Raw genomic sequence first — 13585 nt, 5'->3', positions numbered from 1 at the left:
GTTCAAGCCATGGCCTGGGCCATCAAGCGCGCACGTGTTGGCGACCTTTCTGCGGCACAAAACCACCTGTTGCTCGTGCTGGCGAACTATGCCGGCCAAGATGGATGTGACGCCTTCCCCGGTGCGACCACGCTTGCCGCTGAAACGGGCATGACAGTGCGCGGCATCCGCAACATCCTGCAGCAGCTGGAAGCTGGTGGTGTGATCCAGCGTGGCAACCAGTCCATCACCGCCGCAAAGAACTACCCATATGGTCAGCGTCCGACGGTGTGGGATCTGCCAATGGGCCAGCTGGAGTTGCCGCTGAATAGCGGTTCAACCCCGGAACCACGTTCACCCCTCCCCGGAACCACGTTCACCCATGAACCACGTTCACCGGTGAACCAGACTACCGGAACCGGTGAACCAGGTTCACATGATCCATCAATAACCATAACCCCCTCACTACGTTCGGGGGTTGAGGCGCGCGCTGTCGACGACAAGCGCCATCGACCTGCCGCCACCGGCACCCGTCTCCCAGCGGCCTGGCAACCCAACACCGACGACCTGCTGTTCGCCACCGAGAACGGCGTGGACGGCCGCACCGAAGCGGCGAAGTTCCGCGATTACTGGCACGCCGTGGCCGGGGCCAAGGGCCGGAAACAGGACTGGGACGCAACTTGGCGGAACTGGATCCGCCGCGCCGCTGAAGACTTGAACCGCCACCAACCGCACCGGAACGCCACCCATGAAACCCCTCGCCGAAGCCTTGCCGAACGCGCTGCCGACAGCCACCGCCGCGCCGACGAACGCGACCTCCGCACTGGCAACCGCTGAGCCGCCACGCGAAATGTTCCTGCGCCGGCTCTGGGAGCGGATGACGGCGCTGTACGGCCATACCTGGGCATCGGCACATGGCGCCAGCGCGGTGAACCCGGACACCGACCGGCTGAGCATCGACGGCGAAACATGGCAACGCGCGCTGGCCGGTGTGACTGGTGCGCAGTTCGCTACCGGGCTGGATGCTTGCATCACAGAGGGCGGCGAGTTCCCGCCAAGCGCTCCGCGCTTCCGGGCCATGTGCTTGGGAATCCCGACGTTCGCCCGCGTACGGCTGGAGTCAACCCAAGCCACGGCATCCCGTTCGCCGTTCACCCGGTTCGTGCTGGGATACGTTGACGGCTACGCCTTGCGGCAGGCCGATATGCGCGGTGCGGACGTACTGCTGCGTGCCGCCTACGACGTGGCACTGGAAGCCCGCATGCAAGGATCCGAGCTGCCGGAACCCTCGCAGGAACTCCCATCACCGACGGTCACGGTTGCCAAGCCGGCGAGCCCAGACATTGCCGCCAGACACATGGGGGACATCGAACGTCTGTTCGGTGATATCACCGCGCCCGCTCCGTTGTCGGCTACAGCGTCCACTACCTCTGGGCTGACCGGAACCGGTTACGACGAAGTCGCCTTCGGATCTGGGTTGGCGGATGAAGCCACTGCGGTGTTGGAGCGACAGGCATGAAGGAACCCATGTCCTTCCGCTTCCTTGGGAAACGGTATCTGCGGCCTGAATTCACTGCTGCGTTTCCCAGCTATGCATCGCATTGGCACCTGGTTGTCGGGGGATGCACCTCGCCACATGAAATTGAGGTGGCGCTGTTCAAGCGCGGTAGGCGGGGTAAGCGGAAGGTGCAGAAATGAGCAGTTCGAAGTCGATGCGCAGCCTGCGCTTCTGCAACGTGGAAGACATGCCGGCCGGGATGCGCGCGCTTTATGAAGCCCAGACCGCCGACACGCCACCAGCCAAGCGCATTGAGAACTACCGCACTCCGGCACCGATGTTGGTGCTGCCGTGGCCGGCCCGCGTGCTGCATCCAAATGCACGTTCGCATTGGGGCAAGAAGTCTGGGGTGGTGAAGGCGGCGCGCCAGGATGCGCATCTGCGCGCAGTGGAGGCGGGCTGGCAGTTCCTGCGCGTGGACCTGCCGGCGGAAGGTCGCCTCTATGTCTGGCTGGACGGCTTCCCCCCGAACCGCCGCAACCGTGACCGCGATGGCCTGCAATCCAGCATGAAGCCCGCGCTGGATGGCATCGCCGATGCGATGGGCATCAACGACAGCCGATTTTTCCCGATCACCGACCTATGCGAACCGCTGCCGCCGCATGGCGCAGTGCATGTCCGCATCACCACCACGATGGAGCGACCGAAGAATGACTGACCTTAGCAAGGTCTCGATAGACGACCTGCATGCCGAGATCGCGCGCCGGAAGGCTGCTGCCCAGACGAAAGGGCGGCCCATGCGCTACCCAACGAAAGCGGCATGGGCCCGGGCCAAGGTCAACGAACTGCAGACGGAGAAGACTGAACTGAAGAAGCAAAGCGGGACGGGTGGTGATGCCGGCAGGCGAAGCCGTCATGAGCAGTACAAGGCATTGGACGAACAGATCGAGAAGTTCAGCCGATTGGCAACCAATTACGAGCGCCAGGGGATCTGACGATGAACGAGACCTTCAATAGCAAGGACAAGCGTCGACCGCAGGAAGAGCGAATCGCGGCATTGATGGGCAAGAGTGCATATGTGGATCTTCGGGAAGGCTTCGGCGGAACACATGCGGCGCGCCTTACCGACCAGGACATTGCCGCGTGCCTGGCTATGGTGGCGACCACGCATGGGAAGACGGCGATGCTGGTGCTGGAAACCTACTACGGTTCGACCTTGCTACATGAAAAGGCGCTGCAGCGGTCGTGGGAGGATCAGGAACGCAGGAAGGGAGACACCCGCGAACGCATCGTTCTGACACGCTTCGGTGGCGCGCTCGCGATCAGGAAGTTCGCTGGTGCAACCTACAACACTACCCATTTTGCGGAGTACGCCTACCTGATCTGTTCACGGCGTGAGGTGCTTCAGGCGCGGGTGAATGAAGCTGCATCGTGGTTGGAAGGTGAACGAGATACGGCCTTACGCGCGCTGCGAAATGTGCTTTGTGAGCCGATGATTGCTTGACCACTTGACGGGACAGAAAACACCCTATAAATTCCCATCATCCATACAAGCCCTCGACGCTAAAGCGCCGGGGGCTTTTTCATTTCCAGCAGCCGGGGGTGTCGGCTATTCGGAGGAACACCGTGCGCCAGAACGCCTTCGACAACGTCAACCTCGGGTTGGCGGTCAGCTTCTTTTCGTCTGTGCTGGCGGGGTTTGACTGGTCGGCCGCTGCTGCATTCCTCGCGATGGTCTATACGCTGATTCTGATCGGCGAGAAGGTCTATCGCTGGTTTGGAAAGCCCAAGAAGGTGAAGGCCGATGTCGACGCTTCCGAATAAGGCTTCGCCGGTTCGCATCATTGTCGCTGCGTTGTCACTGAGTGCGGCCGGCCTGGTCGGGATTGCGGTCCAAGAGGGCTATACGGATACCGCGGTCATCCCAACGAAGAATGATCGGCCGACATACGGCTTCGGCTCGACGATCAAGGACGATGGGGCGCCGGTGCGCATGGGTGACACCACCACGCCGGTGCGCGCGCTGGTGACAGCGCAGGCGCATGTGTCACGCGATGAGCAGGTGTTCCGGGATTCACTGCAGGGCGTCAGCCTGACTCAGGGCGAATACGATCTGTTCATGGACTTCACCTACCAGTACGGCCCCGCGAACTGGCGGGCGTCGTCGATGCGGCGGCGTCTGCTGGAAGGGAACTACCGCGCGGCCTGCGATGCACTGCTGGCTTGGCGCAAGGCGGGTGGGTACGACTGTTCTACCACCATCAATGGTCAGCCGAATCGCCGGTGCTGGGGCGTGTGGGAGCGGCAGCTGAAGCGCCACCAGAAGTGCCTGGCCGAGCAAGGCTGAAACGATGCGCGCGCTGATGCAGGTCACCGCGGTGAAGGTGCATGAGTTCAACGGTAAGAAGACAGGCGAGACCGTCCACTTCGCTGCTGTCGGCAATGACGCGGCCGACGATGAAGAACACGACGAATGCAACACGTTCGCGCGTTGGGGGCCGAGCGCTGATGCGCGGTTCATGGTTCAGAACCCAGCGATGTTCGGTCAGTTCAAGATCGGCGCGACGTTTCAGTTCGTTGTTATTCCGGTGCTGGCCTCGGCTGCGCCGCTGATTGGAGATTGATCGTCATGGCTCAGCTCGATCGCAGGCGTTGGAATCTGATCGCCGGGATAGCGTTGGTTGGCGCGGTGCTGGTGGCTGCCGGCTATGCCACGTTCGATCAGTGGGCAACCCTCGTTGCCCGTATGTTGGCTGGAGGGTGATATGCACACCTTCAGGCTGTATGCGCTGATCGGGCTATTGGTGCTGGTGGCCGGCGCTGCTCTCTTGATCTTCCACAAGGGTGGCAGTGCACCGCGCGCTGAAGCTAAGGCTGCAAAGTCTGAGGCCAAGGCAGCACAGGCTGAAGTGAGGGCCATCACTGAGAGCGTCCAGGTCAGTCAGCAGACAGCAGAACGGGTTGATGTCGAAGCTGCAGAAGTGCGTCAGCGTGCCGAAGTGGCGAAGGAAGCCATCCATGAAACGATATTCCGTGATCCTGCTGGTGCTGATCCTGCTGGTGACGCTGCCGTCGTGCGGGCCAGTCAAGAAGCCTACGCCGCCGCAATACGTGCCTCCTGCAGGGTGCAGCGAACGAACGATTGCAATGCGCCCTGATGCGCCGCCGGTTGGCAGCAAGGACTGGCGGAAGTGGGCGGCCGCTTATGTTTCGGCTGTGATGGGCTTTGTGGATAGTGAGAATAAGCGGGCCAGCACGGCCGATTGCCTGGACCGGCAGCGGGAGGGTCAGCGCTGATGCCGAAGGCAGCACCCAAGCATCGTGTGGCTTACCCCGCTGCAAAGCGCTACTGCCAGCCGGAGTTGAGCCGGCAGGCCCGTCGAGCATTGGCGACGAACAGTGCAGCATGGCGTGCTATCCGGTCGTCGGTGCTGGCCCGCGAACCGCTCTGCCGTATGTGCGTGGCGAAGGGCATCACGCGCGGTGCCAACCAGGTTGACCACATCGACGGCAACGCAAACAACAACCAGGCCGACAACCTTCAGCCTTTGTGCGCCCCCTGTCACAGCAGGAAGACTGCGACTGATGATGGTGGTTGGGGAAACCGGAGGAAGTGATGAACCAGATGACTGAGGAAACTGGTCGCGAACTGATTGATGCGATCAGCGAACTGACACTCGTGGTGAAAGGGTTGACCGGCGTGTTGATCGAAGACCGCGAGCAGGAACAGCAGATCAGCGTGACGGTGGATGGCGATACCGACCCGGAACAGGTAGCCGAAGGTCATCGCTACATGGACCAGCAACGGCCGTGAGAGGCCCATGAGAACGAGTATCGATAGCCATGTTCCACGGGCTGAATGTGGAACTGAATGAAACTTATCAACAGGTTATCAACAAAAGTATGAATGGGCCGGTGGGGGAGGGGGAAAAGTCTGGGGCGAACCTTTCTCGACACGTGCGCCCAACTAAATTTTTGCACCGTCAGTTGAGAAAAACCGATTTTTGAGAGGGGAACATCCCGCAGGTAGAACGATGGCGAACCCACGCAAGCCCCACAACCTGAAGGTGGTAGCCGGAACGGCTCGGCCCGATCGTGAGGGTCCGCCATTGGTGGATATGCCCGTCGTCTCTGAGGCACCGGATCCGCCGGACTGGCTTCCGAATGCGCACGCGATCAAAGAGTGGAATCGCCTCGCACCGATCCTCGTTGCCAACAAATTGCTGACCGAAGCAGGGATGTCTGCTCTTGGTCAGATGTGCGCGCTCCACGGAAAGCTGGTCCAGCTGTGGTCCGCCGGCGAAGCGCCGAACGCTTCGATGCTGGCTCAATACCGCGGCCTGGCGAACGACTTCGGTCTGACCCCGGTCGCACAAGGAAAAGTACGACCCCATGGCGACACGCCGGCAGAAAACGAGTTCGCGAGCAACGGGCGGAAGCCGGCGCGCGGATCCAAGTGATTTTGTCGAAGTAGCCATCGATTACGCGCGGAAGGCGATCGCTGACAAAAAAGGGGTGAAAGTCGGAAAGCGGATCCGGCAGGCAGCACAACGGTTCCTGGATGACCTGAAGCGGGCAAACGGAAAACGTCCGCCTTTCACGTTTGATCCATGGCATGCCAACGACGCCTGCGACTTCATCCAGAAGCTCCCGCACGTTGAAGGCGTGTGGAAGAATCCGGATGGGTCACCACAGCCGAACATCGTGCTGCACCCATCGCACGTGTTCTTCATCGTTCAGCTGTTTGGGTTCCGTAAAGCCGACGGCACGCGCCGTTTCACGTCGGCTCTGTTCGCGGTGGCGCGGAAGAACGCGAAGTCGACGTTGGCTGCGGCGATCCTCCTGTACTGCATGTGCTGTGAGGATGAGCCAGGCGCGCAGGTGATCAGCGCGGCTACCACTGGCAGCCAGGCGCGGATCATCTGGAACACCGCAAAACGGATGGCGGAGAAGAAGTCGGCGCTGCGAGAAGCGTTCGGCATCGAGTGCTGGGCCAACGCGGTTACCAAGTTCGACACCGGCGCCAGCTTCAAGCCGATCAACGCCAAGGCCTCGACGCAGGATGGTCTGAACCCGTCCCACGTCGGACTGGACGAGATCCACGCGCACAAGACGGCGGACCTGTTGAACGTGCTGACCTCCGCCGCCGGTGCGCGCAGCAATCCGCTGTGGCTCTACACGACTACCGAGGGCTACGCGAATCCGGGGCCGTGGGCAGAGATAAGGCAGTTCGCGAAACAGCTGTTGGAAGGGGTGTTCGGCGTGGCCGCCGATCACTTCTTGGCCGTGTTCCACGCGGTCGACGATGACGATGCCGACTTCGATCCTAAAGTCTGGATCAAGGCCAATCCGCTGGCGGATACCAATCCGCACCTCTTGGCGGCGATTAAGAAGGAGGCCACCGAAGCGAAGGCCATGCCTTCCAAGCTGGCCGAGTTCCAGATCAAACGATTGAACCGGCCTGCCGCTTCGGCGTCCGGCTTCATTCTCCTGCCGAAGTGGAAGGCCTGCGGTGGCGCGGTGGACCTGCAGGCGTTGCGTGACGTGCCGTGCTGGGGAGGGCTCGACCTTGCCAGCACGCGTGACATGACCGCGTTCCGGCTGGTGTGGAAAGTGGAAGACATGCTGCTGACTTGGGGACGACGGTGGGTGCCGAAGGGTGCCATCGAACAGCGGACCGAGCGCGGCACGGTGCCATATGCAGGCTGGGTTGCGGCGGGGTATCTCGAGCAAACCGAAGGCGACGTGACCGATTACGCGGTCATCGAGGCTGCGGTGTTGGAGGCGCGCGAGCAGTTCAATATCCAGGCAATCGGGTTCGACCGCTGGAATGCGACTGAACTGTGCAGCCGTCTCGTCGAGGCTGAGGTCCCGATGGTGGAGTTCATCCAGGGGCCGAAGTCCTACCACCCCGCCATGCAGGCGCTGGAACTGGCCTACGTCAGCAAGAAGCTGGCCCATGGCGGTGATCCTGTGTTGGCCTGGTGCGCGGCGAATCTTGTCGCGCGGAAGGACGCAAACCTCAACAACGCGCCGGATAAGAAGCGCTCGGCCGACAAGATCGACGACATCGTCGCGCTGCTGATGGCCATTGGCGTCAGCGGGGGCGAACCAGAACCGGAATCCATTCAACAGGGCTTTGTCTCGCTCTGATGGGAGTCTCACCTTGACCGCACAACTTGCCCGCGAGCGCCTTGGCGTTGCGCTTGCCATGGATCGCAGCGCGCAGGTAGCGGCTGGGGTGCGCGCGCAAATTGAATACCAGGATGTCCCGTCATCCGATGCTGTACGGATGGGTCAGATCTTCGGTGCCAGCGCGACGGATTCCGGCGCGGTGGTGACCGAGCGGACGGCCATGAAGGTGGCCGCTGTCTATGCCGGCGTCCGGTTGCTGGCCGGCGCGGTCTCCACCACGCCTTGTAGCTTCTACCGCAAGGTCGTGGGGGAGGATGGCCGGCGCGGCCGGGAGAAGGCCGGCGATCATGATTACTGGTGGCTGTTCAACGAACAGCCCTGCGCACGGTTCAGCGCCGCCGCGTTCTGGGAGTTCATCATGTCCCAGACCCTGCTGCGCGGCGATGGAATCGCCTACCTGGTGCGGGCCAGCAAGTATTCGCCGGTTGTCACGAACGTGATTCCGGTGCCGCGCGACAATGTGGAGATCACCCGAAGCGGCCAGCGATTGCTCTACAGGATCCAGGACAAGCTCGCGGACGGGAGCGATGGTTACTTCGTTGCCGACCAAGACGACGTTCTGCACTTCCCGAACTTCGGCTTCAACGGCACCTGCTCGCCGTCGGTCATTGCCCTTGGTGCACGGCAGGCCATCGGCATTGCGCTGAAGGCTGACGAACATGCCGCACTCACCTTCGGTGGCGGCGCCTCGATCCAGTACGCCGTGAAGGCGCCGAAGGCGATGACGCCGCAGCAGCAGACCGAGTTCCGGGATGCGTGGGTTGCCAAGTACGGCAGCGGCCAGGGCCACAGCAAAATCCCGCTGATCCTGACCGAAGGGCTGGACGTGCAGGAGCTGTCGATGACGGCCGCCGATGCGCAGCTGTTGGAGTCCCGCCGGTTTCAGGTTGTCGACATCGCTCGGGCCATTGGTGTCCCGCCGCATATGATCGGCGAGACCTCGGCCAGCACCAGCTGGGGCAGCGGCATCGAGCAGATGTCGCAGGGCTTCGTTCGCTATGCGCTACGTCCGCACCTGCATCGTTACGCGCAGGAGCTGAATCGAAAACTGTTTCCAAGGCTTGACCGCTTCTTCGTTGAATTCAATGTCGACGGCCAGCTGGAAGGCGACTCCAAGGCGCAGGCCGAATACTTCGGCAAGGCGCTCGGCGGCCCGGGCGCGCAAGGCTGGATGACCGTCAACGAAGTACGCGCTCTGAAGAACCTGCCGCCGGTCCCCGGTGGTGACGTGCTGTTCAAACCCACGGCGGCGGCGAAGAAGCCGGACGACAAGGAAAAGCCTGATGAACAAGATGATGAACCGACTGCTCCGCCTGCAGGCGCTTAACCGTAATGCGCCGCGCGAGTACCGGATAGAAGCCAAGGAAGGCGCGAACGAGGCTGCCATCTACCTGTACGACATCATCGGCTATGACTGGTGGACCGATGGCGGCGTGACTGCCAAGCAGTTCGCCCGAGACCTGGCGCCGCTCAATGGCAAGACCATCCACCTGCACATCAACTCCCCGGGTGGCGACGTGTTCGAAGGCCGGGCCATGGTGGCGGCACTGAAGAAGCATGAGGGCGGGATCATTGTCCATATCGACGGTATCGCTGCGTCGGCTGCTTCCTTCATCGCCATGCATGGCGACGAGATCGAGATCACGCAGGGCGCATTCGTGATGATCCACAACGGCTGGACCTTCGCGCTCGGCAACCGCCACGACCTGCGAGAAACCGCCGATCTGCTGGAGAAGGTGGACGGTTCCATCGTCGATGACTACATGGGCAAGGTCAGCGCCGCGCGCGACCAGGTCGAGCAGTGGATGGATGACGAAACCTACTTCACCGCGGCCGAAGCGGTGGAGCATGGTTTCGCCGATCGCATCGCCGGAGGCGCTGCCAATGGCACGGCCAATGCTCGCACCTGGAATCTGTCGGCCTACGACCGGCCGCCGGCCGAATTGCAGCCCGAACCCGAACCGGAAGAAGTCCCGGTCATCACCAACGATGCCCAGACCGATCACGACCTGGCTCACGCCCATCGCATGCGGGCGCTTGAATTGGTCGAAACCTGCACCGCGTAGGAACCGCTCCCGCGCGCAACCCCGCCGCCGAAAGGCGGTTTTTTTATGCCCAAGAGGAAAACACAATGAGCAAGTCGATTCAGGCTCTGCGGGAGCGCCGTTCCGCTCTGGCGAAGGACACCCGTAATCTTCTGGAGAACAACGCCGGCGCGAACTGGAAGCCGGAACACCAGACCGCCTATGACGCAAACATGGAAGAGATCGGCCGCATCGAGGCCGAGATCGACCGCCTGGAGAAGGTCAACGCACTGGACGTTGAGCGCGGTGCCCGCAACATGGGCATCGAGATCGTCGATCGCATCGACGGGAAGGAAGTCCGTAACGCATTGTTGAACAAGTGGCTGCGTGGCGGCGACAACGCTCTGTCGGCCGAGGAATGGCAGATCGTCCGCAACACCATGTCCACCACCACGCCGGCCGAGGGTGGCTATTCGGTGGAGTCGTCGGTGGCTGCCGAGCTGATCAAGGCCATGAAGGCCTTCGGCGGGATGCGTGATGTGGCGACCAGCTTTGCCACCTCCCAGGGCAACCCGATGAACTGGCCGACGATGGACGACACCGGCAATGTTGGCGAACTGGTGGCCGAGAACACTGCCGCAACTGATTTGGATCCGGCCTTCGGCACGGTGGCGCTGAACACCTACAAGTTCAGCTCCAAGGTGGTTACCGTGCCGCTGGAGCTGCTGCAGGACTCGCAGCTCGATATCGATTCGATCGTGGTGGATCTGCTGGCCGAGCGTCTGGCCCGCATCCAGAACACGTACTTCACCACCGGCACCGGCACCGCCCAGCCGCGCGGCATCGTGATCGGCGCATCCTCCGGCAAGGTGGGCGCAACCGGGCAGACCACCTCCGTCACCTATGACGACCTGGTGGATCTGGAACATGCGGTGGACCCCGCCTACCGCAATGCGCCGGGGGTCGGCTTCATGATGAACGACGCATCGGTGAAGGTGCTGCGCAAGCTGAAGGATCTGGAAGGCCGCCCGATCTTCGTGCCGGACTTCGGCTCCGCCCCGGCCACCGTGCTGAACCGCCCGATCACCGTCAACCAGGATGTTGCGGTGATGGCGGCGAATGCGAAGTCGATTCTGTTCGGCCGGCTGTCGAACTACCGCATCCGCGATGTGATGGCTGCCACGCTGTTCCGCTTCACGGACTCGGTCTACACGAAGAAAGGCCAGGTCGGCTTCCTGGCTTGGCAGCGCGCCGGCGGCAACCTGCTCGATACGTCGGGCGCCACGGTCAAGTACTACCAGAACGCCGCGACCTAATCGCGGCCATCGCCTGGTCACAGGCATGCGCGGCGCCCGGTTTCGGCCGGGCGCCTTTTCCATGAGTAGAGGAAACGGCTATGTCCAAGAAGAACGAGGCAGCGAACAGCGCCCCCGCAGTGATACTCAATGGGTCCGATAGCTTTCCCGCCGAAGTGGAGCTGGCGGAGGGCCGGATCATTCCCCTCGGCAACCTGGTAGCACACGCGCATACCGCCTCCGGCCTGTCTGCCGATGACTGGAACAAGCTGGAGGCCGCGCAGCGCGATGAACTGCTGCAGAAAAGCATCGATGCACTGAAGGCGGAAGGTGCCGCCGAGAATCAGCAGCCCCCGCCGCCGCCTGCCGGCAAGAAGGTGAAGGCGCGGGTGCTGGTGGCCAGCGTGATCGCCGGCGAACAGCGCCAGCCGAACGACGTGATCACCGTTGATTCAGCAACCCTGAAGGGGAATGCCGGCGCGTTGGACGCCGATCCCGCAGCGGTGAAGTACGCCGAATCCCTCCGGGATTCCGCAGAGGATTGATCGCAGGGGCCGGCGCGCCGGCCCTTGTCGTCAGTGCTTTGGAGATGACCATGCGACTGCGCCAGATTTCACCGCCAAGCACGACGCCGATCACGGTCGACGAAGCGCGGGCTCATGTTGAGCTGTTTGATGCCGCCCACGATGCAAAGCTGTCCGCAATGATCGCCGGTGCCGTTTCACACCTGGATGGTGTCACTGGTGTGCTGGGTCGGGCGCTTATTGAGCAGGAATGGGAGCTGACGCTTGATGGCTTCCCGTCGCTGCTGCTCGTGTTGCCGCTCCCACCGCTGTTGGCGATCACGTCGATCAACTATACGGATCCTGCCGGCGTCGTGCAGACGCTGCCGTCGTCATCCTATGTGGTTGAGGCTGGCGATCCCGGTTACATCATCCCGGTGTTCGGTGGCCGTTGGCCGGCTACCCGTACCGAGCCTGGTGCAGTGCGCATCCGGTTCACTGCGGGTTACGGGGCGACAGCTGGATTGGTTCCGGCAGCTCTGCGTTCGGCGCTGTTGCTGATGGTTGGCGACTTGTTCGAAAACCGGGAGGCGCAGGTGGCGGGACCGCTGGCGGCAAATCCAACGGTCGACAACCTGCTCTTCCCGTTCCGCAAGATATGCCCATGAAAGCCGGGAAGCTGCGCCACCGCATCACCATCCAGAGGCGGCAGCAGGTCATCGCCGCGAATGGTGACCGAGAATGGGCGTGGGTCGATGTGCATGCGAGTGTGCCAGCGGACTTCGTTTCTGGGCCTGGCCGGGAGTTCCTTGCAGCCGAGTCGATCCGGGCCGAAACGGTTGGCCGGTTCGAAGTCCGCTATCTGTCCGGCATCACTGCTGAAATGCGGGTGGCGTGGGACGGGATGGTCTGGAGCATCAAAGCGCCGCCGATTGTCGATCACACAGCCCGCCGGACGATGACGCTGCTGGTGGGGGCCGGGGTCAACGATGGCTGAGATAAGGGGGCTGAAAGAGATTGGCGACCGTCTTCGTGCGCTGCCGCCGGCACTTGGCTCCAAGGGCGGTGGGCCGTTGCGCTACGCGCTGATGCAGGCCGCCAAGGTGGTTCGCGCCGAGGCCCAGACCCGGGTGGCTGTCCGGTCGGGCGCATTGCGCGAAAACATTGTCACCAAGCGGCATCCGAACCCGAAGTCGGTTGGCGTGACGGAACGCTACGACGTAGGCATGAAGGGGGGTACTCGCAAGCTGGCAGACAATGTCCGCAATCGCCGGGCACGGCGGGCAGGGCAGAAGGTCCGCTCCGCTGGCAAGACGTTCTATGGCCGATTTCTGGAGCTTGGGACCGTGAAGATGCAGGCAAGGCCATTCCTGCGCCCCGCGCTGGAGGCGAAGGGCGGGGAGGCATTGCGCGTGTTCCGTGACGCTTTCCTGCGTGCCGTGGAGCTGGCAGAAAAGAAGGTTGGGCGCTGATGGCTATGGAATCCCCGGTCTATATGTTGCTTGCAGCAACCCCCGGAATCACGGATCTGGTGCCTGCCGCCAGCATCTACAAAAGTGGCGCTGCCGCTGAAAACGCCACTGCTCCGTACATCACGATCCAGGAGATCGGTACCACTCCGGATAACTACATCGCCGGCAGGCCCGGGCTGGATCGGTTTCGGCCAACGGTCAAGGTGATGGCGGCTACAGAAGGGCAGTGTCGGCTGATCGCTGAACGGGTGCGTGACGCGCTGGAGCTGGACGCGCACTGCCTGATAGCGGACGGCCCGGAACAGGACACGGAGACCCGGCTGTTCGTCCACTTCAGCGACTGGCATTTCCACATCAACCGATAAACGAATCGCTCTCCGAGCGTCTGCGGCCCGCCTCAAAGCGGGCTTTTTTTGTGCCCGCAGTTTTTACCGGTAGTGCCGAGCCATGCTCGGCAAAAGCCTTACCGATAATCCCGACCGTAGTGCTGAGCCATGCTCGGCAAAAGTCTTACCGATAATCCTGACAGTAGTGCCGAGCCATGCTCGGCAAAAGTCTTACCGATAATCCTGACAGTAGTGCCGAGCCATGCTCGGCAGAAGCGTTACCGGTAGAGCCC

General features: G+C 62.3%; 22 protein-coding genes. All 22 read left to right on the top strand.

Annotated features, from left to right (window positions below; translation table 11 throughout):
• Positions 1-9 precede the first annotated feature (9 nt).
• The 22 genes from AC1VXC_RS11950 to AC1VXC_RS11845 all read left to right on the top strand — a co-directional run bounded on the left by AC1VXC_RS11950 (position 10) and on the right by AC1VXC_RS11845 (position 13331).
• Positions 10-816, top strand: a complete 807-nt coding sequence (locus tag AC1VXC_RS11950) for a helix-turn-helix domain-containing protein (RefSeq protein WP_482995049.1) — start codon at positions 10-12, stop codon at positions 814-816.
• Positions 728-1498: a hypothetical protein gene (locus AC1VXC_RS11945; RefSeq protein WP_481538259.1), complete on the top strand. Its 771-nt coding sequence runs from the start codon at positions 728-730 to the stop codon at positions 1496-1498. Before AC1VXC_RS11950 ends, AC1VXC_RS11945 begins: the two co-directional genes overlap by 89 nt.
• Before the next feature lie 175 nt (positions 1499-1673).
• Positions 1674-2195 carry a hypothetical protein gene (locus tag AC1VXC_RS11940; RefSeq protein WP_481538260.1) on the top strand — a complete coding sequence of 174 codons (522 nt, stop codon included), beginning with the start codon at positions 1674-1676 and terminating at the stop codon, positions 2193-2195.
• Positions 2188-2472, top strand: a complete 285-nt coding sequence (locus AC1VXC_RS11935; protein WP_481538261.1) for a hypothetical protein — start codon at positions 2188-2190, stop codon at positions 2470-2472. The genes AC1VXC_RS11940 and AC1VXC_RS11935 overlap by 8 nt, the downstream gene beginning before the upstream one ends.
• A gap of 2 nt (positions 2473-2474) precedes the next feature.
• Complete coding sequence (locus tag AC1VXC_RS11930) at positions 2475-2981, top strand: hypothetical protein (protein WP_481538262.1); 507 nt, start codon at positions 2475-2477, stop codon at positions 2979-2981.
• 122 nt (positions 2982-3103) lie between these two features.
• Positions 3104-3301, top strand: coding sequence for a hypothetical protein (locus tag AC1VXC_RS11925; protein WP_481538263.1), 198 nt, complete (start codon positions 3104-3106; stop codon positions 3299-3301).
• Positions 3282-3824 (top strand): lysozyme, encoded by a 543-nt coding sequence (locus AC1VXC_RS11920; protein ID WP_481538264.1) that lies wholly within the window; start codon positions 3282-3284, stop codon positions 3822-3824. The genes AC1VXC_RS11925 and AC1VXC_RS11920 overlap by 20 nt, the downstream gene beginning before the upstream one ends.
• A gap of 4 nt (positions 3825-3828) precedes the next feature.
• On the top strand, positions 3829-4101 hold the full coding sequence (locus AC1VXC_RS11915) for a hypothetical protein (RefSeq protein ID WP_481538265.1): 273 nt from the start codon (positions 3829-3831) through the stop codon (positions 4099-4101).
• A gap of 5 nt (positions 4102-4106) precedes the next feature.
• Positions 4107-4241, top strand: a complete 135-nt coding sequence (locus AC1VXC_RS11910) for a hypothetical protein (protein WP_481538266.1) — start codon at positions 4107-4109, stop codon at positions 4239-4241.
• A gap of 1 nt (position 4242) precedes the next feature.
• A complete protein-coding gene (locus tag AC1VXC_RS11905; RefSeq protein ID WP_481538267.1) occupies positions 4243-4635 on the top strand; it encodes a hypothetical protein in 393 nt (130 codons plus the stop codon).
• 138 nt (positions 4636-4773) lie between these two features.
• Complete coding sequence (locus AC1VXC_RS11900) at positions 4774-5094, top strand: HNH endonuclease signature motif containing protein (protein ID WP_482995048.1); 321 nt, start codon at positions 4774-4776, stop codon at positions 5092-5094.
• Positions 5094-5291 (top strand): hypothetical protein, encoded by a 198-nt coding sequence (locus AC1VXC_RS11895; RefSeq protein WP_481538268.1) that lies wholly within the window; start codon positions 5094-5096, stop codon positions 5289-5291. The genes AC1VXC_RS11900 and AC1VXC_RS11895 overlap by 1 nt, the downstream gene beginning before the upstream one ends.
• Positions 5292-5511: 220 nt before the next feature.
• Entirely contained in the window at positions 5512-5937 is a 426-nt protein-coding gene (locus AC1VXC_RS11890) for a hypothetical protein (protein WP_481538269.1), read from the top strand.
• Positions 5870-7630 carry a terminase large subunit gene (locus AC1VXC_RS11885; protein WP_481538270.1) on the top strand — a complete coding sequence of 587 codons (1761 nt, stop codon included), beginning with the start codon at positions 5870-5872 and terminating at the stop codon, positions 7628-7630. The genes AC1VXC_RS11890 and AC1VXC_RS11885 overlap by 68 nt, the downstream gene beginning before the upstream one ends.
• 13 nt (positions 7631-7643) lie before the next feature.
• On the top strand, positions 7644-8999 hold the full coding sequence (locus AC1VXC_RS11880; protein ID WP_481538271.1) for a phage portal protein: 1356 nt from the start codon (positions 7644-7646) through the stop codon (positions 8997-8999).
• Positions 8956-9738, top strand: coding sequence for a head maturation protease, ClpP-related (locus AC1VXC_RS11875; protein ID WP_482995047.1), 783 nt, complete (start codon positions 8956-8958; stop codon positions 9736-9738). Before AC1VXC_RS11880 ends, AC1VXC_RS11875 begins: the two co-directional genes overlap by 44 nt.
• A gap of 65 nt (positions 9739-9803) precedes the next feature.
• Entirely contained in the window at positions 9804-11012 is a 1209-nt protein-coding gene (locus AC1VXC_RS11870; RefSeq protein WP_481538273.1) for a phage major capsid protein, read from the top strand.
• Positions 11013-11092: 80 nt separating this feature from the next.
• Complete coding sequence (locus AC1VXC_RS11865) at positions 11093-11536, top strand: hypothetical protein (protein ID WP_481538274.1); 444 nt, start codon at positions 11093-11095, stop codon at positions 11534-11536.
• Between the two features lie 50 nt (positions 11537-11586).
• A complete protein-coding gene (locus tag AC1VXC_RS11860; RefSeq protein ID WP_481538275.1) occupies positions 11587-12162 on the top strand; it encodes a head-tail connector protein in 576 nt (191 codons plus the stop codon).
• Entirely contained in the window at positions 12159-12491 is a 333-nt protein-coding gene (locus tag AC1VXC_RS11855) for a phage head closure protein (protein WP_481538276.1), read from the top strand. The genes AC1VXC_RS11860 and AC1VXC_RS11855 overlap by 4 nt, the downstream gene beginning before the upstream one ends.
• Positions 12484-12966 (top strand): HK97-gp10 family putative phage morphogenesis protein, encoded by a 483-nt coding sequence (locus tag AC1VXC_RS11850; protein ID WP_481538277.1) that lies wholly within the window; start codon positions 12484-12486, stop codon positions 12964-12966. The genes AC1VXC_RS11855 and AC1VXC_RS11850 overlap by 8 nt, the downstream gene beginning before the upstream one ends.
• The gene (locus AC1VXC_RS11845) at positions 12966-13331 is read left to right on the top strand and encodes a DUF3168 domain-containing protein (protein ID WP_481538278.1); all 366 of its coding nucleotides are present in this window, start codon (positions 12966-12968) and stop codon (positions 13329-13331) included. The genes AC1VXC_RS11850 and AC1VXC_RS11845 overlap by 1 nt, the downstream gene beginning before the upstream one ends.
• Positions 13332-13585: the final 254 nt, after the last annotated feature.

The organism is Stenotrophomonas sp. STEN033 (genome assembly GCF_056856655.1).
This window is presented reverse-complemented; position numbering and strand designations above follow the sequence as displayed.